This is a genomic window from Thermosynechococcus sp., from assembly GCF_025999095.1.
Taxonomy (GTDB): Bacteria; Cyanobacteriota; Cyanobacteriia; order Thermosynechococcales; family Thermosynechococcaceae; genus Thermosynechococcus.
The window spans coordinates 292,982-311,027 of the sequence record NZ_AP024678.1 but is presented as its reverse complement, the minus strand read 5'-3'; the positions used below and the strand labels follow the sequence as shown (position 1 = coordinate 311,027).

Genomic DNA, 18,046 nt, shown 5'->3' with positions numbered 1-18,046 from the left:
TTAGGCACTAAAGGCAGCTTTGTACTCAGCGATCGCCTCCTTCAGCAGAGCTTCAGCCTTTTCATCCAGTTTTTGGGTGGTGCGGATAATCTCACCGTATTCTGGCTTATTGGTGTGCAGGTAATCGCGCAGACCGGCAACAAACTTGGCCACTGCCTCAACCGGAATATCGTCAAGGTAGCCATTGGTACCCGCATAGATGGTTGCCACTTGGTACTCCACAGGAATGGGCGAATATTGAGGCTGCTTGAGGATTTCCCGCAGGCGCTGACCCCGGGCCAGTTGGTTTTGGGTGGCTTTATCCAAGTCGGAGGCAAACTGGGCAAAGGCCTGCAGTTCATCAAATTGCGCCAACTCCAGCTTCAGTTTCCCGGCCACCTGCTTCATGGCTTTGATTTGAGCAGCGGAACCCACCCGCGACACGGAAATCCCCGCGTTGATGGCAGGACGCAAGCCAGCGTTGAAGAGGTCAGAGGAAAGGAAGATTTGACCGTCGGTAATGGAGATGACGTTGGTGGGAATGTAGGCAGACACGTCACCGGCTTGGGTTTCAACCACCGGCAGTGCTGTCATGCTGCCACCACCAAGGGCATCGTTGAGCTTGGCCGCCCGCTCTAGCAAGCGGGAGTGCAAGTAGAACACATCCCCAGGATAGGCTTCGCGGCCGGGAGGACGGCGCAGGAGTAGCGACATTTGCCGATAGGCTTGAGCCTGTTTGGAGAGGTCGTCATAGACAACGAGGGTGTGCTTACCTTGGTACATGAAGTACTCAGCAATCGTGGCCCCGGTGTAGGGGGCAAGATATTGCAAAGCCGCTGGATCACTGGCGTTGGCGGCAATTACAATCGTGTACTCCAGCGCCCCCCGCTCCCGCAGCACGTTCACCACTTGGGCAACACTGGAGGCTTTTTGACCAATGGCCACATAGACGCAAATCACGTCTTGGCCCTTTTGGTTCAAGATCGTGTCAATGGCAACAGCCGTTTTCCCTGTCTGGCGATCGCCAATGATCAGTTCCCGCTGACCGCGACCAATGGGAATCATGGCGTCAATGGCGGTAATGCCCGTTTGCAACGGCTCACACACAGATTTGCGCTGGACAATACCGGGTGCGGGGGATTCAATCAGGCGGGTTTGCGTTGTGTGGATCTCCCCTTTGCCATCAATGGGGCGCATCAGCGCATCCACAACCCGACCAATGGCCGCTTCACCCACGGGAATCGAGGCAATTTTCCCAGTAGCACGCACAGTACTGCCTTCTTCGATACCAAGGCCATCGCCCATCAGCACCACCCCCACATTATCCTCTTCGAGGTTGAGGGCAATCCCCACGGTGCCATCTTCAAATTCCACCAATTCGGAGGCCATCACCTTGTCGAGGCCATAGACACGGGCAATCCCATCGCCCACCTGCAAGACAGTACCGACATTATCGACTTTGATCGACTGTTCGTACTGCTCGATTTGCTGGCGAATAATGCTACTGATTTCGTCGGGTCGGATACTTACCATAGAAGTCGCTCTCAAGGGTTGAACAGTTTACAAAGAAGATGTTAGGCGGCTTGCGCCAAGGTGACACTGAGGCGGCGGAGTTGACCCCGCAGGCTGGCATCAAAGATTTGGGAGCCAACTTTAATGACCACGCCACCAATCAGTTCAGGATCACAGGCAGTGACAAGCTCTACATCGGCAGCACCGGTCATGGTTTTGACCTTTTCGACCACTGCACGGCGTTGATCGTCATTGAGTTCGACGGCACTGGTCACTTCCGCCAAGGTCACATTGCGGAGTTTGCGCACAAGGGCACGGTACTGCTCACAAATGGAACCGAGAAAGTTAATTCGCCGCCGATCCACGAGCAACATTAGGAAGTTGAGGAAATAGCCGTGCACCTTATCCACTGTCAACTGCCGCAGCACATTCTTTTTGGCCTCAGGCTTAATCAGGGGATTTGCGAGAAACTGTTGCAGTTCACTGGAACTGGCAAGCAGTTCCAAAATCAATTGCGTGTCCTGCTGAAACTGATCAATGAGGTTGTGGGTTTGCGCCAACGACAGCAGTGCCTCGGCATAGGGTTCAACAACTTCACCACGAACGGTGGTCTGCATCATTTGCCTCCTAGTAGGGCAATACTGCGATCAACAAGGGTGCGCTGAAGGTCTGGATTTTGGCTCAACCGTGCTTTCAGTTGGTTTTCTGCCTCTGCCAGCGCCATAGCAGCAATCCGCTCACGAATTTCGGCGATCGCCCGCTCAGTGGCAGCACTGGTATCTTGGGAAGCAGTTTCCTTCAAGCGCTCAATTTCCCGCTTGGCTTGGGCAATGATTTCTTCCTTGGCAGCCTTTGCACGGGCAAGAGCATCCTCGCGAATCCGTTGTGCCTCCTGTTTAGCCTGAGTCAGTTTTTGCTGGGCTTCGGCGAGGCGGGCTGCCGCCACTTTCTGGCGTTCTTCTGCCTCAGCAATGGCTGTGGCAATTTGTTTCTGGCGATCGCCCAAGGTTTTGCCAAGTACGCCTCGACCAAAATACACCAATACCCCAATCACGATGGCAAGGTTGATCACATTAGTTTCGAGCAAATTGGTGTTAATGCCAAAATGCCCCACCTCTTCCGTTGCCAATAAAAATACTGCGTCCATGACCCACACTCCTAGGCCAGTAACTTCGCTAATAACTGCTCACTCAAACTGGCAACTTGGCCCGCCAGCGCCTGTAGTGTTGCCTGCTTTTGCTGGTCTAGCTCTGCTTGCATCTTGAGTAACTCTGCTTGCACGGCCCGCTGGGCGGCGGCAATTTCGGCGGTGGCTATTTTTTGGGCCTCAGCTCTCGCCTCTTCAATCAGGGCTTGGGCTTGGCGACGGGTACTGGCCAACTCCTGCTCATATTGTTGAGCCAGCTCAGTGGCCTGTTGCAACTGCTCCTTGGCCTGTTGAAGATTGGTGCGAATATACTCGTCCCGGTTGTCCAACGCCTGACCCAAGGGCTTGTACAGCAGCGCATTCAAAATGACGGTCAAGATCAAGAATTGCACAGCCATCAGGGGTAGGGTGGCATCAAAATCAAACATTGGCCTCTCCAGAATGGGGGATTAGGGGAAAGCTCATGCCAGCCTTCCCCCCAAAATTAATTAGGATGCAAAGGGATTAGCAAACAGGAGCACTAGCGCAATCACTAGACCGTAGATGGTCAAAGACTCCATGAATGCCAGTGTCAGCAGCAAGGTACCGCGAATTTTACCTTCTGCTTCCGGTTGCCGCGCAATCCCCTCCACGGCTTGACCAGAGGCATTTCCTTGACCAATTCCGGGCCCGAGCGATGCTAAACCAATTGCCAGAGCAGCAGCCAAAACAGAAGCAGAAGCGACTAAGGGATCCATAGTTAATTTCCTCGAAACGTAGTAAGAAGAAACAAAATTTCCAGAGATAACAATAGCAGGGTATGTACCCTCTTTAGGAGTTTTTAGGAGTGGGCCGCTTCGTGATCACCCCCATGACCCTCCATTGCTTCCCCAATGTAGGTGGCGGCAAGGGTCGCAAACACAAGAGCCTGAATGGCACTGGTAAACAGGCCCAAAACCATCACCGGCAAGGGGACAAACAAGGGTACCAGCAACACCAAGACACTCACCACCAGTTCGTCTGCCAAGATGTTGCCAAACAGACGGAAGCTCAGGGAAAGGGGTTTTGTGAAGTCTTCCAAGATGGCAATGGGCAGTAATACCGGCGTTGGCTCGATGTACTTGGTGAAATACTTCAGCCCCCGCTTGCGAAGCCCGGCATAGAAATAGGCCAAGGAGACCAGCAGCGCCAAGGCCACGGTGGTATTGATGTCATTGGTGGGTGCTGCTAGCTCCCCTTCCGGCAATTCAATGAGCTTCCACGGTACCAGTGCGCCTGACCAGTTACACACAAAAATAAACAGGAACAGTGTTCCCACAAAGGGAACCCAAGCTCGGTACTCGTGCTCACCCATTTGGCTTTTGGTCAAGTCGCGGATAAATTCCAGGGCATATTCCATCAGATTTTGAATACCACTGGGCACCCGTTGAATGTTCCGCGAGGCCGCAAAGGCTACCGCAATGAGAATTCCCATCACAAACCAAGTGGTAATGAAGACTTGGCCGTGGACTTTTAGATTGCCAATGTACCAGTAGAAGTGATGTCCCACTTCCAGCTTGGCAAGGGGAAGAGCTGTCCAAAGGTGTATCAAAGGCATCAGGCCTCCGCGCTCGATTGTTTAAGCACTACAGTGAGCCAGCGTCAAGGCGACGGCAAGACCGTACGCAACATGTAGACTAGAATTGCCGCTTTGTAGGTTAAGAACCCCAAAAACACCGGAATAATGTGTAGCTCTTGCCAACGGGCGGCGAGAATGATCACAACCACGGCGACAAGGAGCTGTGTTTTCCCCAGCTTTTTTTGGTCTTTCCCCAAGCGCTCCACATTACGCGCAAGGAGCCGCAGATAAATTAGGCTAGCACTTGCTCCCAGGAGATAATTGAGTGCTGTGTTGAGGCCGTAAATCAGCCAAACCGCTCCAAAGGCGATTGCCATCAGCACTAGGCTTGTCGCGAATAATTCACGACAGAGTTGATAAAACTCCGCCATCGAGCCGCCCTTCTTTGGGGAGCTGGCAACAGTTGATGGCGCAGAGGATGCTGAAGCAGAATCGGGAACGGTCACAGCGGAATCGGGAGCGTTTGAGGATGCCTTGAACTGGCCACTAAGCATCCTATCACGCAGGGGTTACATTTCATTACGGGATTCGGTTATCTCTATGCTGCCGTTCATTTGATTGCGAATATGTCCCTCAAGCAGTTGAAAAATCTCCTGTAGGCGTTGCGGATTGCTGAGGTAGAGGTATCCCAGTAAGGCTTCAAAGCCAGTGGCCTGGCGGTAAATTTTTGCAGCGACTCGTTTTGGGCCATCGGTAGCCGCATTGCGACCCTGACGAAAAATAGCGCGTTCGGTTTCGGTGCAATGCTGCCAAAGGAAGTCCATATAGCGGGCTTGACTTTCGGCACGAACATGGGCCACCACCTGGCGGTGGTAGGTATTGATGCGTTGGGGAGGGGTTAAAAAGAGCCAGCGGATAAAAAGCTCATAAACGGCATCGCCAAAGTAGGCCAAAGCCGCTGGAGGCAGTTGATGGGCGGGAATCTTGGGTGGTTGCAGGGGTAACAGTTCACCAAAGTCAAGCATGATTGTTCAATATGGGCACCCCTCCTTGGTTTTACCACGCCCAGCACAGCTTTATTGGGAGGGGGATTCGCCACTGATTTTGGCGATCGCCGTCGCCAGATCTGGCTGAAGAGACAAGAAATTTTCTAGGCGAACCAGTTTAACGGTTTGGGTGACGCGAGGGTTGGTGACAATTTGTAGTTGCCCCTGCCGCTCCTGGGCTTTTTTGGCCAGTTGGACTAGGATGCCAAGGCCAGAGCTGTCAATAAATTCAATTTTTGAAAGATCTAAGATAATGTTGGCAGGCCCATCGTCAAAACACTTACTAATCACCTTGCGAAAGGCCGACTCAGAAAACGCATCAATGAGACCCGTCAGGCGAAACACTTGATAGTTATCGCGAATCTCACGGGTTCCCCTTAGGCTTTGGGTGAGGGCAAGTGGTTCAGAAATGAGAGCCTCCTTTGCCGATGACTGGACACGCAAAACGATAGAACACAAGTATAGGAAAAGGTAGCATTCTTGTCTATGGCTTGATCCGCAACTCAACAAAACTTTGAAGGAGCAGCGACAACAGGAAGCGGTTTGCCAGAATTGGCTTAGTGATTACTTGCAGGGGTTGCCGCCATGGCTCTTGCCAAACTATTAGTTGCTTTTGTGAGCATTAACGCCCTTGGTGCGCTGTGTTTGCCGCTCCTTGCCCAACAAACACCAGCGACGACTTATCCCCCAGAGGCGATCGCAGTCTTTATGCAGGAGTGTCAAGCCAAATTTGCGGCGCAAGCTCCTCCCGGTTTTCGCGATCGCGGCGATCGCTACTGCACTTGCCTCATTAACCGCCTCCAAGAAAAAATGACCTATGGGCAATTTCAGCAAATGACCGCCGATAATGAACCTCCAGAACTTAAGGCCGCAACCAACGCCTGCATCGGCGCTATTTTCTAGATTTTCTAGGATGTTTAATCCTGTTTTTAGGATTCACTGACCATGAGCCTACGCCTGTTTTGGCATCGTCGCGATCTGCGCCTCACTGACAACCTGGGTTTGGCTGCTGCCTACACCCGTACCCCCAAAGTGGTTGGTCTTTTCTGTTTTGACCCCGCGATTCTCAGTGCCTCAGACATTGCCGCAGTGCGGGTAGCCTACCTTGTTGGTTGCCTACAGGCTCTGCAGGAGGCCTATCAGCGACTTGGGGGGAGCTTTTTGATTTTTCGTGGTGACCCGCGTCAAATTTTGCCCCAAGTGGCCAGTGGTTTAGGGGCAGTGGCGGTGCACTGGCATGAGGATGTGGAACCCTATGGACGGGGGCGCGATCGCGCAGTGGCTGCTGCCCTCAAAGAAAAAGGTATCGCCGTGGAAACCGCTTGGGATCAACTCCTGCATCCCCCAGAGGCCATACAAACTAAACAGGGACAGCCCTACACCGTCTATTCCCCCTTTTGGCGCAACTGGTCAAGCCTAGCTAAACCAGAGCCTGTCTCTACCCCCAACTCCCTCGAACCCCTCACTGAAATAGAACAGGCAACGGCGCGCACCTTGGGGGCAATTTGTCTGCCCACCGCTAAGGACTTGGGATTTCATTGGTCAGGGGAACTGATCCTTGCTCCCGGTGAAGCCGCTGCCCAAGCACAACTGGAGACATTTATTGACCAGCACATTCAAGACTATGGGGAGCAGCGCCACTATCCGGCGCAGCCCGGAACCTCCCTCTTAAGCCCTGCCCTCAAGTTCGGTGTCATTGGGATTCGCCGTGTTTGGGCAGCCACTCAGGCTGCTATGGCCGCAGCCCGCAGTGAAGAGGCACAAAGGAGTATTCGCACGTGGCAGCAGGAATTGGCTTGGCGGGAGTTTTATCAGCACGCCCTCTACTGGTTTCCCCAGTTGGCGGAGCGTCCCCATCGCGAAGGATTTGCCACCTTCCCTTGGCTGAATAACGAAGCACACTTTGCGGCTTGGTGTGAAGGTTCCACGGGTTACCCAATTGTGGATGCTGCCATGCGGCAACTCAATGAAACAGGCTGGATGCACAACCGCTGCCGTATGATTGTGGCCAGTTTCCTCACCAAGGATTTGATCATCAATCCCCAGTGGGGTGAGCGCTACTTTATGCAGAAACTCATTGATGGGGACTTGGCAGCCAATAATGGCGGTTGGCAGTGGAGTGCTTCCAGTGGCATGGACCCAAAACCCCTGCGGATTTTTAACCCCGCCAGTCAGGCGCAAAAATTTGACCCGGAAGCAGAATATATTCGGCGTTGGCTTCCAGAAGTGCGATCGCTCGACACTACAGATTTAGTGACGGGCAATATTTCCCCCTTAGAGCGACATCGCTGTGGTTATCCTTTGCCGATTGTGGATCACAGGCAGCAACAGCGGCGATTTAAGCAGCTCTATCAAGAGCATTTTCGTTCACCAATGCCTCAAGAATAAACAAGAATAAAATTGACATTCCCCTAATCAGCGCAACAGCGTTATCCTGAAAAAGAAAGATTTTTGCGGTTGCATCGCGCCCATGAATATCCTTGGTAGTCTGCTCACTCCCTCCCCCACCCCTGTCCAAACCCGTCCCCGCCGTGGTATTGAAATTAAGTCCAAGCGCGAAATTGAGATTATGCGGCAGGCTTCGCGCGTTGTGGCGACGGTGCTCAAGGAAATCTCCCAGATGATTGAGCCAGGGATGACCACAGCGGATCTCGATGTCTATGCTGAGAAACGTATTCGGGAAATGGGGGCAACCCCCAGCTTCAAGGGCTATCAGGGCTTTCCCGCATCCATTTGCGCCTGCATCAACAATGAAGTGGTTCATGGCATTCCTAGCCCCCGCAAAGTGATTCGCAATGGCGACATTGTGAAAATTGACACCGGTGCCTATTACAACGGCTTTCATGGCGACTCTTGCATTACGATTCCGGTGGGGGAAATTTCCGAAGAGGCTGCCAAGCTGGTGAAAGTAGCCGAAGAAGCCCTCTACCGCGGCATTGAGCAAGTCAAAGAAGGCAACTACCTCATGGATCTGGCGGGTGCCATTCAAGATTATGTGGAAGCTAATGGCTTCGTTGTAGTCGAGGATTTTACTGGCCATGGCGTAGGGCGCAATCTCCATGAAGAACCTTCGGTATTTAACTTCCGCACCAATGAACTCAAGAATGTACGCTTGCGGGCGGGGATGACCTTGGCTATTGAACCCATTGTGAATGCAGGGTCAAAACAGGTGCGTATTTTGCGCGATCGCTGGACAGCAGTTACGGTTGATAATTCTCTCTCTGCTCAATTTGAGCACACCGTTTTGGTGACCAAAACGGGCTACGAAATCCTCACCGATCGCTCCCTCGTCTAACCCCTATGAGTAAAATTCCCCCCGAAGTCCTCGAGCGCCACTGCTTTTGCCGCAGCCGCAAGTTTACCTTCGAGGTCAATCAATACCGCCTGCCCCATGGGTCTGTCTCGATCTTGGGAACTGTGCGGCATCCAGGGGGGGCACTCGCTGTCCCTGTCAACCCAGAGGGAAACCTAATCCTTGTCAAACAATATCGCTTTGCCACTGCGGAGTATCTACTGGAGTTTCCAGCAGGCACCGTTGAGGACCATGAAAACCCTTTTGCCACGATTGAGCGGGAAATTGAAGAGGAAACGGGCTACCGCGCCCACCACTGGCAAAAACTGGGGGAGTTTTACATTGCCCCCGGCTATTCCGATGAAGTGATCTATGCCTATTTAGCTACCCAACTGGAGAAACTAGAGGTGCCCCCACCTCAGGATAGCGATGAGCACATTGAAATTGTCGAGTTTTCTCTATCTGAGTTGGCAGCCGCCATTCATAGTGGTCACGTAAAAGATGCCAAGACCGTCACTAGTTTCTATCTGGCTTTGCCCTATCTTCAACCCGCTTGAGCACTGAGGTTTTTGTAAAGGTTCGTAAGCATCCTGAAGCGCCCACCGTCTTGATCCCTTAAGGTGAGATAATGCGGAAATAATCCAAAGGTTCTACGTGCTGATCCACAGCTGTTTGAACTGGGACATGAGTGAGTTTTTGATTGTTGAATTATGGAGCTAACCCATCGGCCTCGCCGTTTACGCCGCACGGCTCAAATTCGTCGCCTGGTGCGCGAGCATACCCTCACGACGGCGGATTTGATCTATCCGGTCTTTGTCATGGAGGGGGAAGATCAGGTGCAGGAAGTCCCCTCGATGCCCAACTGCTATCGCTATACCCTGGATCGCCTAATTTTAGAGCTGAAGGAGGCCTATGCCTTGGGAATTGGGGCGATCGCCCTATTTCCCCTGGTGCCTGAGCATCTCAAGGATAATGCCGGCACCGAAAGCTACAATCCCGATGGCCTGGTCCAGCGATCGCTACGAGGGATTAAGGAAGTCTTGCCTGATTTGCTCATCTTTACAGATGTGGCCCTGGATCCCTACAGCAGCGAAGGCCACGATGGCATTGTCAAAGATGGCGAAATTCTCAATGACGAAACTGTAGAGGTGCTGGTCAAACAGGCAGTGAGTCAAGCGGCCGCGGGGGCTGATTTTGTTGCCCCCTCAGATATGATGGATGGCCGTGTCGGTGCTATTCGGGCGGGTCTGGATGCCGCCGGTTACACTCATGTGGGGATTCTTGCTTACTCTGCGAAATACGCTTCCGCCTACTATGGCCCTTTCCGTGATGCCTTAGATTCCGCCCCCAAGTTTGGCGATAAAAAAACCTACCAAATGGATCCCGCCAATGTCCGCGAAGCAGTGCGGGAAGTAAGCTTCGACATTGAGGAGGGGGCAGATATTGTCATGGTGAAACCTGCCCTGGCCTACATGGATGTCATTGCGCAGCTAAAGCAGGTGAGCAATGTTCCCGTGGCCGCCTACAATGTTTCTGGCGAATACGCAATGGTGAAAGCCGCCGCCCGCAATGGCTGGATTGATGAGAAAAAAGTGGTGCTAGAAACCCTACTGGGCTTTAAGCGGGCAGGTGCCGATATCATTCTCACCTACCACGCCAAGCAGGTGGCGCAGTGGCTGCAGGAGGGATTGAACTAGGCCCTTGCTTCTCGGAGTTGACGGGTGGTTTGAATCCAACTGGCAATCAGTTTGTCCACGCGCTCATCGAGCTTGGCATCCCTCAATTGCCCCTCGGGTGTGAAGGCTTGCCAAGCCTGACCAATGGCCACCTGTTCCGGAATCACCCAAGCATGCACCCAGCGCAGAATCACCCGTAGATCGTTGAGGGCATTGCTGTTGGTTTGGCCACCGAGGACACTCATCATGGCGACTACTTTGCCGCTGAGATGTTCAAAGCTCAGGAGATCGAGGGAGTTTTTTAGCACACCGCTCACACTGCCATGGTACTCCGGTGTCACCAGCAAAATGCCATCGGCTTCCTTGACCTTAGCTTGAAAGGCGGCCACATCGGGATAGTCGGGGTAGCTCTCAGCACCTGTGCAAAAGGGAAGCCTCATCTGCCGTAGATCAAGACGCTCAACGGTAACCCCTCGGGTGGCTGCTTTGGCAATAGCAGCATCTAATGCCCTTTGGGAGTAGGAGCTATCCCGCAGACTCCCTGCCCAACCAATGAATTTGACCATAAACAAACTCGTAATGACTATGGCTTATTATACGAAATTTAGATTTGTGAGGACATCCTCCCTAGGAAGCAACTTCACTGCGGGAAATGGAGCCACCTGTGGCCATTTGCGCAATGACTCGTTGTAACTGCGCCAGCGATCGCTCCGCCTCGGTGTAGCGATCTTTCCAGTGTTGCACAGCGGTTTCCTGCTCCCGTGCCTGCTGCGCCTGATGGAGAATTTGCTCTTGCAGTTCAGCAATTTGGGCTTCTAGGTGTTGCAGCCGTTCCTGTTGTTGGCGAGTGCGGGCTGCCAATTCTTGGTTGTAGTGTTGGGTGCTCATATATTGCAAGCGCTGCTGCTGATAGTCCCGTTCCAATTGCTGTAGCTTGGTTTGAGTTTTGAGTAGGGTTTTACTGAGTCCCTGAATAACACTGTTTTTGCCGGTCTGTGGTCCTTGGGCCTCTTGCAGCGCACTAATGACCCGTCCCTGGGTTTCAATTAAATGATTGGCTTGGGTGAGGCGACGATTGAGATCATCTATTTGGGTTTGGCGATCGCTCAACTCTGAGCGGGCTTGTTCAAGGCGAGTTTGCAGCAGCGCTTTTTCCTCTTGGACTTGGCGCAGTTGCGATTCCAGGAATTGGCACTCCTGTTCCCGTTGCCGCAGGAGACGATGGCTATTCACCAATTTAGCTTCAAGGGCATCTTGAGCCTTGAGTAGCCGCTCCACCTCCTGATGCAGGTGCTCAATTTCCATTTGCGATTGCTGAAGAATGGTTTCCAAGGATTGGCGATGGTGGCTCATTTCTGCCAGGTCCTGGGCACAGGTGGCTTGGGAGCGCAATTGTTCTTGAAGGGCAACGATCGCCTGCTGTTGAATCTGAGCCATTTCCTCAGTACGGGCCAGCAAATCCTCGAGAAACGCCTGATTGCGCAGTTGTTGCTTTAATTCATCGATGTAGTGTTGACACTGATCAATGGCTTGCTCTAAGTGCTGGATGCGCCGTTGGCTATTCTCGCCCTCTGCATCAGTTGCCAGTGAGCTTTCCGTCAGAGGCTCAGAGATAGTTGGATTCCATGGAAAACTAAGTTGCTTGGGGGGCTGTGTTTCCATTGCAGGGGATGTGAGAATGGTGCCACTCTTCCTTAGTCTAAGGGTACAGAGTCTAAGGGTACAGGGAATCGGGACTAAACCCGGGTTAAGATAAAGAGGCTGCCTTCATTGCCGCGGCTAATTCGCAAATCTTCATCGAGGTAGGTAATGTCAAGCCAGCCCTGTTGATCATTCCTGTTGAGGGGCACATCGAGGGCTATCAGCGGCTGGCGACTGTGGAGTTGGGGAATGAATTGGGCGGGGGAGTAGTAATTCAACCACTGGCGCAGGCCAACAATGGAACGTTCAAAGTACACCTGTACCCGCTGTTGGGTCAAGGGTTCAAATCGGGCCAACACACTGATAATTCCTTCAAGGAAGGGCAATCCATAGAGTTCGGCAATGTTGTAGATGCGCTGCTGCTGCGGACGAATGCACTGATAAATTTGCCCCAGCTTCACGAGGGGAGAGCGATCTAAAGCGAGAAGGGCCTGACTACTGGTGTAGATCAATCGCCAATCCCCAGCTAATTTTTCAGGGGTATTGAGGGGATCCGAAGTGGGATTCATGCCTTCAAGGGAAGCGGCAAGGGCAGCTACCTGTTTGCGATCGCGCGGTGTGGCTAGAATACCTCGATTCAGGCCAGCGATCGCCATCAATAACTCAGCTTTTGCCACAGTTTACCCCTCCTTACCCTAAGGAATTTTTTCGCCCCCATGGGTTGCGTCAAGCCCCCCCTAATTCGAGAATGGGAGAAATCCCCCTCCCCATTCAGGTTAGCGAAATGCGGATCGCGCTATTTACTGAGACATTTCTACCCAAAATTGACGGCATTGTTACCCGTTTGTGTCAAACTGTGCGACATCTGCAACGGAATGGCCATCAGGTGCTAGTGGTGGCTCCCGAGGGCGGGTTAGACCATTACGAAGGCGCGCGCATCTATGGTGTCTCCGGTTTTCCCCTCCCATTGTATCCTGAACTCAAATTAGCCCTGCCGCGACCCGCTATTGGCAAAGCCCTAGAGGCCTTTGAGCCCGATCTGATCCATGTGGCCAACCCAGCTGTCTTGGGCTTGGCCGGTCTGTACTATGCCCAGAAATTCCAATTGCCCTTGGTGGCCTCTTACCACACCCACTTGCCCCAATACCTGAAGTATTATGGCTTGGGTTTTCTGGAGGAGCTCCTCTGGTTCCTCTTGCGCTGGGGCCATAACCGCGCCCAACTCAACCTGTGTACCTCAACGGCCATGGTGGCAGAGCTTAAAGCCCATGGGATTCGCCATCTGGATCTCTGGCAGCGGGGAGTGGATGTGGAATTGTTTCATCCCCAACGCCAAAGTCAGGAAATGCGCCACTTTCTCAGCCAAGGGCATCCAGAAGCACCCTTGCTGCTCTACGTCGGTCGTCTCTCTGCTGAAAAGGAAATTGAGCAAATTAAGCCAATTCTTGAGCAAATTCCCCAGGCACGGCTGGCTCTGGTGGGCAATGGCCCCCATCGCGAGGCCCTGGAAAAACACTTTGCGGGGACGCCCACCCATTTTGTCGGCTATCTGCGCGGGGAACGCTTGGCGGCGGCCTTTGCCTCGGCGGATGTCTTTGTCTTTCCCTCGCGCACGGAAACCCTTGGCTTGGTTCTTTTAGAAGCAATGGCGGCGGGCTGTCCGGTGGTGGCTGCCAATAGTGGGGGAATTCCCGATATTGTCACCGATGGCGTGAATGGGTTTTTGTTTGATCCAGCAGATCCTACAGGAGCCATTACTGCCTGTCAGCGCCTCTTTGACTCTCCGGGCGATCGCGAGACCCTACGCCAAAATGCCCGCCAAGAAGCCGAACGCTGGAGCTGGGCGGCCGCCACGCAGCAACTAGAGCAGTACTACCAGTCGGTTTTGTCAGTTCCCCAGCGGGATGTGGCTCTTAGTCATTAACCGAATCCCTGAATTGCTTCCCTGAGTTGCGGTAGATCGAGGCTGGCTTGCTTTCCTTGGAGAACGACGTAAAAGCCCCCGAGGCCAAGGGGATCAATGAGTTGGTGAAGTGATTGATGGCGGTTGAGGGCTTGCAGGAGATTGCCATTCCTCTGTTGCTGTGCCACTAGGCGATCGCCCAACCCCAAGGCCATGAGAAATAAACTCTGGCGGGTGACATAGAGGGCTTCAAGACCAAATTGCTCACCATAGCATGTTAAAGCGGTTACATCCATATGGGCTGTAATGTCCTGCTCGCCAACAAAGCAGTAAGGATTATCGTGGCAGCGGTGTTGGTAGTAGCACTGCAACGTGCCCTGAGAGCGGGCGGGATGATAGTATTGCCGGGCGGGATAACCATAGTCAATGGTGAGAACAAAGCCCCGCTCTAGGTACTCACTTAGATCCTTGAGCCATGGGATCAGGTTCAAATTCACCTCAGTACGGTAGCCGTCGCTGTAGCCCTGCTGCTGCGGATCAATGCCAACGGTGGCAAAGTACTCGTGAATGCGATCGTCGCTGAGGGGACCCAAGACCTCTTGAAACGCTCCCTGGGCATTGAGGCTGACATAAATTTCCTGCCAATTGCCCCCTTGCCATTGCAGCCGATGGACGGGGAACGCATCCACCAGCTCATTGCTAAAGATGCAGCCAACCATCGGTTCAGGAGAACTCTTAACGCTCCGCCAATGCAGGCGATCGCCCCAAGGTGCCAAGCGTTGCCGTTGACGTGCCTCTAAACTGGGGGATTGCTCTTGAATCTGGTACTCCAGGGCAGCAAAGAAATCGGGATAGGTCCCTTGACTGTAGCTTAAGACCCCCTCGGCAAAGTGGCCTTCACCGGCACCCATCTCCAGGAGGGTAAATCGCTGCGGTCGCTCCAAGGCGTGCCACATCTGCACAAAAGCCTCAGTGAGCAGTTCCGCAAAATCCCGCGTGAGACTACTGGAGGTGATAAAGTCGCCGCGCTGACCAATCTGCATTTGGGGACGATTGTAATAACCCCACTGGGGTGCATAGAGAGCCAAGGCCATAAACTCACAGAAGGAAATGGCGCCCGCTGCCCTGATGCGCTCCTGAATCTCGGCCAATAACGGCGTGCCTTTTGGCATCAATCATCGACCCCGGCAATGGGAGCAAACCCTTGACGCTGGACATTCTCGGTAATGACGCGCGGTTCAAGGAATTGCAGCAGGTAATCGCGTCCACCGGCTTTGGACCCAATCCCTGACAGCTTAAAGCCACCAAAGGGCTGCCGATCCACGATCGCCCCTGTAATCCCACGATTGATGTACAGGTTCCCTACAGCAAATTGGGCTTTGGCCTGCTGAATATGGGAGGGCGTCCGCGAATACAGCCCCCCTGTCAGGGCATAGGCGGTGGCATTGGCAATTTCAAGGGCTTGGCTGAAGGTTGCTGCCCGCAGGACGGCCAGCACCGGCCCAAAAATTTCCGCTTGGGCGATCGTGGCCGTGGGGGGGACATTGGTAAAGATCGTGGGCGAGACAAAATAACCCACCTCTGGTACCGGTACACTCAAGGCTAGTTCTGCTTCTCGCTGCCCCTTAGCAATATATTGCCGAATGCGATCGCGGGCGGCGGCCGTCACCACCGGTCCGACACGGGTACTGGGCAAGTGGGCTGGCCCAATATTCAGGGACTGGGTGGCCGCCACTAAGCGCTGCACAAAGGGGTCGTAGATGGACTCAAGGACAATCACCCGCGAACAGGCGGAGCATTTTTGGCCACTGTAGCCAAAGGCCGACTGCACAACCCCCGCCACTGCCTGATCTAAGTCGGCACTTTCGTCAATGATGATGGCGTTTTTGCCCCCCATCTCGGCAATCACTCGCTTGATGTGGGTTTGTCCTCGCTGCAACACTGCTGCCTCAGCAATTAGGCGGCAACCCACCTCTTGGGAGCCAGTAAAGGCAATGAGATGCACATCGGGATGCTTGGTTAAGTAGGGGCCAATCACGGAACCCCGTCCGGGGAGAAACTGAAACACCCCCGGTGGCAAACCGGCGGCAATCAGGATCTCCGCTAGTTTGGCGGCAACGACGGCGGCGGGATCCGCAGGCTTGAGAATCGTGCAGTTACCTGTCACTAGGGCGGCCACGGTCATACCTGTGGGAATTGCCAAGGGAAAGTTCCAAGGGGAAATCACGACCGCAATGCCCCGCCCTTGGTAGTGGTAATGGTTTGTTTCACCGGGAACGTTGCGCTCATAGCCGCCGCTGAGGCGCTCCATTTCATCGGCGTAGTAGCGGCAAAAATCAACGGCTTCGGAAACTTCGGCATCCCCTTCTGCCACCACCTTGCCCACTTCGTAGCACATCCAAGCCACCAGTTCATGGCGCTGTGCCTCTAGGAGATCTGCTGCCCGCCGTAGCAGGGTTGCCCGTTCGGCCACAGGGGTCTGTTGCCATTGGGCTTGGGCGGCTTTGGCCGCCCGGATCGCATGCTCGGCATCCTCAATGGTGGCCAAGCCGACACGACCGACTATTTCCTGCGGCTGCGAGGGGTTCAGGGAGTCACTGTATTCGCGGGGATTGACGCGATCGCCATTAATGATGGGGGTATAGGTGTGCCCCAGTTGGCGATGGACATGAATTAAGGCCGCTTGCATGGCTTCCCGCTGGCTGGCTCGGGCATAGTCACTATTGGCAGCGTTGACAAAAGTTGAAGTCTTGCCCGTGGTCAGATGAACGTTCACCGCTGCAAAGTCTGCCGTTGGGTTTGGTGGTGCCAGTAATTCCTCAACGGCCACAGCCCCCAACTGTTGGCGCAAAAAGGAACTATTGGCGGTATTTTCCAAAAGCCGTCGAATCAGGTAGGCCATCCCCGGAATGAGATCGCCATAGGGACAATAGACCCGCACCGTTTGCCCTGCGTCCACCAGTGCCTTGGCCAGTTTATCGGCCATGCCGTAGAGAACTTGGCATTCCATGGCTGTGGGCGGAAGGTGCTGCTGTTGAGCGATGGCGATCGCCCGCGCTTGGGAACGCACATTATGGCTAGCGATCGCCGTACGCAAAACCGTATGGTGACTCAGGAGCAGTTCAATGATGCGCTCAAAGTTGGCATCAGTGTCCTGTTTGTGTTGATACACGGGCAATGGCCAATGATGTTGTACTGCCCTAATCAGTTCCTGATCCCAGTAGGCGCCCTTGACCACCCGCACGGTGATTGGTGTGCCCCGCTGTTGCACCCAACTAATTAGGTCTTGGGCATCTTGGTAGCTATCCCGCAAATAGGCCTGCAGTGTTAGCCCAATATCGGCGCGATCGCGAAACTCTGGCTCTAGCAAAATATCCTTAAGGATCGCCAAGGTAATGTCTTTGTAGGCATACTGTTCCATATCAAAGTGCACCGCCACCCCCAATTCTTGGGCACGATGCAACAGCCGCCGAATCGGCTCTCCCACCTTGGCACGGCAGCCAGAAACATCCAAAGGATCAAACTGGGAGTAAAAGGCCGTCAGCTTTACGGAGACCTGGACTGGATTCACGCCCTCCCGTTGGCCCAAGGGACTGAGGTGCTCCACCAAATCAAGGTAGCGATCGCAATACTGCTGTGCCTCTGCCTCCGTAATCACAGCTTCCCCAAGAATATCCATCGTCACCAGCATGCCCTGCTTACGCAGCCGGCCAATGGTTTTCAGCACCTGCTCAGTGGTTTCACCGGCAATGTACTTGTGGGCAAGGGCTTGAACTGCTGTTGTGAAGGTGGTTGCCGCCGCTTGGGCGGGCAGGGAATCCGGCTGGGCAAAGTTCAAGAGTTTTTTCAGGCTGGGCGGCAACTCCACACTGGGGTCACTGAGGTACTCCTGCAAGTGGCGTGCCACCTCGGTTTTACTGCGCAGACTCGGCAGACAGTCAATGAGGCGAAAGAGTTGTACCCGCAGACCCGGATGTTCCATGGCCCAGCTGAGGAGCTTATCTTCAAGGCGCATTTGCTCCCGCAGTTGGCTAAAAAAGTTGCCTGACCCTTGGCTGGCTGCCCACAGCTGACGGGCGATCGCGATTGTTTCTGCTTCGTATAGACCGGTCATGGAGAGTTTTAGGTGAGGAGCAGTTTTTCCTATTTTCCCATGTCCTCTCAGGCAAACAACCCCATTCTTCAGTGCAGACGAAGCAATTGACTCAATTGATGGCTTGCCCGCACCAAGCAAATGGGCTCCGCCACCTTAGCCAAGGCAACCCTGATGATCCGTGATCGTGGCCAAAAACCAGCGGGTGTGATATTGGTTG

Annotated in this window: 20 protein-coding genes; 6 read left to right on the top strand and 14 right to left on the bottom strand. The window is 53.7% G+C overall.

What is annotated here, in order from left to right:
* The 9 genes from atpA to Q0W94_RS01515 all read right to left on the bottom strand — a co-directional run bounded on the left by atpA (position 1) and on the right by Q0W94_RS01515 (position 5,665).
* Positions 1-1,512: a F0F1 ATP synthase subunit alpha gene (gene atpA / locus Q0W94_RS01555; protein WP_297760170.1), complete on the bottom strand. Its 1,512-nt coding sequence runs from the start codon at positions 1,510-1,512 to the stop codon at positions 1-3.
* A gap of 41 nt (positions 1,513-1,553) precedes the next feature.
* Positions 1,554-2,111 carry an ATP synthase F1 subunit delta gene (atpH, locus tag Q0W94_RS01550; protein WP_297760167.1) on the bottom strand — a complete coding sequence of 186 codons (558 nt, stop codon included), beginning with the start codon at positions 2,109-2,111 and terminating at the stop codon, positions 1,554-1,556.
* Entirely contained in the window at positions 2,108-2,638 is a 531-nt protein-coding gene (locus Q0W94_RS01545) for a F0F1 ATP synthase subunit B (RefSeq protein WP_297760164.1), read from the bottom strand. The genes atpH and Q0W94_RS01545 overlap by 4 nt, the downstream gene beginning before the upstream one ends.
* An 11-nt stretch (positions 2,639-2,649) precedes the next feature.
* Positions 2,650-3,066, bottom strand: a complete 417-nt coding sequence (locus Q0W94_RS01540; protein WP_297760161.1) for a F0F1 ATP synthase subunit B' — start codon at positions 3,064-3,066, stop codon at positions 2,650-2,652.
* 60 nt (positions 3,067-3,126) lie between these two features.
* The gene (gene atpE / locus Q0W94_RS01535) at positions 3,127-3,375 is read right to left on the bottom strand and encodes an ATP synthase F0 subunit C (protein ID WP_009767951.1); all 249 of its coding nucleotides are present in this window, start codon (positions 3,373-3,375) and stop codon (positions 3,127-3,129) included.
* Positions 3,376-3,458: 83 nt separating this feature from the next.
* Complete coding sequence (gene atpB / locus Q0W94_RS01530) at positions 3,459-4,214, bottom strand: F0F1 ATP synthase subunit A (RefSeq protein ID WP_297760154.1); 756 nt, start codon at positions 4,212-4,214, stop codon at positions 3,459-3,461.
* A 44-nt stretch (positions 4,215-4,258) separates the two neighbouring features.
* Positions 4,259-4,606: an ATP synthase subunit I gene (locus Q0W94_RS01525; protein ID WP_297760151.1), complete on the bottom strand. Its 348-nt coding sequence runs from the start codon at positions 4,604-4,606 to the stop codon at positions 4,259-4,261.
* A 138-nt stretch (positions 4,607-4,744) separates the two neighbouring features.
* Positions 4,745-5,200, bottom strand: a complete 456-nt coding sequence (locus tag Q0W94_RS01520) for a Mini-ribonuclease 3 (RefSeq protein WP_297760149.1) — start codon at positions 5,198-5,200, stop codon at positions 4,745-4,747.
* A 51-nt stretch (positions 5,201-5,251) separates the two neighbouring features.
* On the bottom strand, positions 5,252-5,665 hold the full coding sequence (locus Q0W94_RS01515) for an STAS domain-containing protein (RefSeq protein WP_297760147.1): 414 nt from the start codon (positions 5,663-5,665) through the stop codon (positions 5,252-5,254).
* A gap of 141 nt (positions 5,666-5,806) precedes the next feature.
* Between Q0W94_RS01515 and Q0W94_RS01510 the strand changes: the two genes are divergently transcribed.
* The 5 genes from Q0W94_RS01510 to hemB all read left to right on the top strand — a co-directional run bounded on the left by Q0W94_RS01510 (position 5,807) and on the right by hemB (position 10,210).
* Positions 5,807-6,124: a hypothetical protein gene (locus tag Q0W94_RS01510; RefSeq protein ID WP_297760145.1), complete on the top strand. Its 318-nt coding sequence runs from the start codon at positions 5,807-5,809 to the stop codon at positions 6,122-6,124.
* Between the two features lie 42 nt (positions 6,125-6,166).
* Positions 6,167-7,609, top strand: a complete 1,443-nt coding sequence (locus tag Q0W94_RS01505; RefSeq protein ID WP_297760143.1) for a deoxyribodipyrimidine photo-lyase, 8-HDF type — start codon at positions 6,167-6,169, stop codon at positions 7,607-7,609.
* A gap of 82 nt (positions 7,610-7,691) precedes the next feature.
* A complete protein-coding gene (gene map, locus Q0W94_RS01500) occupies positions 7,692-8,516 on the top strand; it encodes a type I methionyl aminopeptidase (RefSeq protein WP_297760141.1) in 825 nt (274 codons plus the stop codon).
* Positions 8,517-8,521: 5 nt separating this feature from the next.
* Positions 8,522-9,070 carry an NUDIX hydrolase gene (locus tag Q0W94_RS01495; protein WP_297760139.1) on the top strand — a complete coding sequence of 183 codons (549 nt, stop codon included), beginning with the start codon at positions 8,522-8,524 and terminating at the stop codon, positions 9,068-9,070.
* A gap of 153 nt (positions 9,071-9,223) precedes the next feature.
* Complete coding sequence (gene hemB / locus Q0W94_RS01490) at positions 9,224-10,210, top strand: porphobilinogen synthase (RefSeq protein ID WP_297760137.1); 987 nt, start codon at positions 9,224-9,226, stop codon at positions 10,208-10,210.
* Here hemB and Q0W94_RS01485 read toward each other — a convergent pair.
* From Q0W94_RS01485 to Q0W94_RS01475, 3 genes are all read right to left on the bottom strand, one after another.
* Positions 10,207-10,755 (bottom strand): NADPH-dependent FMN reductase, encoded by a 549-nt coding sequence (locus Q0W94_RS01485; RefSeq protein ID WP_297760135.1) that lies wholly within the window; start codon positions 10,753-10,755, stop codon positions 10,207-10,209. The two genes, hemB and Q0W94_RS01485, sit on opposite strands and share 4 nt — an antisense overlap.
* A gap of 61 nt (positions 10,756-10,816) precedes the next feature.
* On the bottom strand, positions 10,817-11,851 hold the full coding sequence (locus tag Q0W94_RS01480) for a hypothetical protein (RefSeq protein ID WP_297760133.1): 1,035 nt from the start codon (positions 11,849-11,851) through the stop codon (positions 10,817-10,819).
* 74 nt (positions 11,852-11,925) lie between these two features.
* Entirely contained in the window at positions 11,926-12,507 is a 582-nt protein-coding gene (locus Q0W94_RS01475; RefSeq protein WP_297760131.1) for a PAP/fibrillin family protein, read from the bottom strand.
* A 107-nt stretch (positions 12,508-12,614) separates the two neighbouring features.
* Between Q0W94_RS01475 and Q0W94_RS01470 the strand changes: the two genes are divergently transcribed.
* Entirely contained in the window at positions 12,615-13,754 is a 1,140-nt protein-coding gene (locus Q0W94_RS01470; RefSeq protein ID WP_297760129.1) for a glycosyltransferase family 1 protein, read from the top strand.
* Here the strand turns inward: Q0W94_RS01470 and Q0W94_RS01465 are convergent.
* Together Q0W94_RS01465 and pruA are read right to left on the bottom strand one after the other, a co-directional pair.
* A complete protein-coding gene (locus tag Q0W94_RS01465; protein ID WP_297760127.1) occupies positions 13,751-14,905 on the bottom strand; it encodes a class I SAM-dependent methyltransferase in 1,155 nt (384 codons plus the stop codon). The genes Q0W94_RS01470 and Q0W94_RS01465 overlap by 4 nt on opposite strands.
* The gene (pruA, locus tag Q0W94_RS01460; protein ID WP_297760125.1) at positions 14,905-17,847 is read right to left on the bottom strand and encodes an L-glutamate gamma-semialdehyde dehydrogenase; all 2,943 of its coding nucleotides are present in this window, start codon (positions 17,845-17,847) and stop codon (positions 14,905-14,907) included. The genes Q0W94_RS01465 and pruA overlap by 1 nt, the downstream gene beginning before the upstream one ends.
* Positions 17,848-18,046: the final 199 nt, after the last annotated feature.

What these genes read in the sequence shown, in the direction of transcription:
- pruA (WP_297760125.1), bottom strand. Translation starts at nt 17,847, where the DNA reads ATGACCGGTCTATACGAAGCAGAAACAATCGCGATCGCCCGTCAGCTG.
- Q0W94_RS01505 (WP_297760143.1), top strand. Translation starts at nt 6,167, where the DNA reads ATGAGCCTACGCCTGTTTTGGCATCGTCGCGATCTGCGCCTCACTGAC.
- Q0W94_RS01480 (WP_297760133.1), bottom strand. Translation starts at nt 11,851, where the DNA reads ATGGAAACACAGCCCCCCAAGCAACTTAGTTTTCCATGGAATCCAACT.
- Q0W94_RS01525 (WP_297760151.1), bottom strand. Translation starts at nt 4,606, where the DNA reads ATGGCGGAGTTTTATCAACTCTGTCGTGAATTATTCGCGACAAGCCTA.
- hemB (WP_297760137.1), top strand. Translation starts at nt 9,224, where the DNA reads ATGGAGCTAACCCATCGGCCTCGCCGTTTACGCCGCACGGCTCAAATT.
- Q0W94_RS01485 (WP_297760135.1), bottom strand. Translation starts at nt 10,755, where the DNA reads ATGGTCAAATTCATTGGTTGGGCAGGGAGTCTGCGGGATAGCTCCTAC.
- atpA (WP_297760170.1), bottom strand. Translation starts at nt 1,512, where the DNA reads ATGGTAAGTATCCGACCCGACGAAATCAGTAGCATTATTCGCCAGCAA.
- Q0W94_RS01510 (WP_297760145.1), top strand. Translation starts at nt 5,807, where the DNA reads ATGGCTCTTGCCAAACTATTAGTTGCTTTTGTGAGCATTAACGCCCTT.
- Q0W94_RS01540 (WP_297760161.1), bottom strand. Translation starts at nt 3,066, where the DNA reads ATGTTTGATTTTGATGCCACCCTACCCCTGATGGCTGTGCAATTCTTG.
- atpH (WP_297760167.1), bottom strand. Translation starts at nt 2,111, where the DNA reads ATGATGCAGACCACCGTTCGTGGTGAAGTTGTTGAACCCTATGCCGAG.
- Q0W94_RS01520 (WP_297760149.1), bottom strand. Translation starts at nt 5,200, where the DNA reads ATGCTTGACTTTGGTGAACTGTTACCCCTGCAACCACCCAAGATTCCC.
- map (WP_297760141.1), top strand. Translation starts at nt 7,692, where the DNA reads ATGAATATCCTTGGTAGTCTGCTCACTCCCTCCCCCACCCCTGTCCAA.
- Q0W94_RS01470 (WP_297760129.1), top strand. Translation starts at nt 12,615, where the DNA reads ATGCGGATCGCGCTATTTACTGAGACATTTCTACCCAAAATTGACGGC.
- atpE (WP_009767951.1), bottom strand. Translation starts at nt 3,375, where the DNA reads ATGGATCCCTTAGTCGCTTCTGCTTCTGTTTTGGCTGCTGCTCTGGCA.
- atpB (WP_297760154.1), bottom strand. Translation starts at nt 4,214, where the DNA reads ATGCCTTTGATACACCTTTGGACAGCTCTTCCCCTTGCCAAGCTGGAA.
- Q0W94_RS01545 (WP_297760164.1), bottom strand. Translation starts at nt 2,638, where the DNA reads ATGGACGCAGTATTTTTATTGGCAACGGAAGAGGTGGGGCATTTTGGC.
- Q0W94_RS01495 (WP_297760139.1), top strand. Translation starts at nt 8,522, where the DNA reads ATGAGTAAAATTCCCCCCGAAGTCCTCGAGCGCCACTGCTTTTGCCGC.
- Q0W94_RS01465 (WP_297760127.1), bottom strand. Translation starts at nt 14,905, where the DNA reads ATGCCAAAAGGCACGCCGTTATTGGCCGAGATTCAGGAGCGCATCAGG.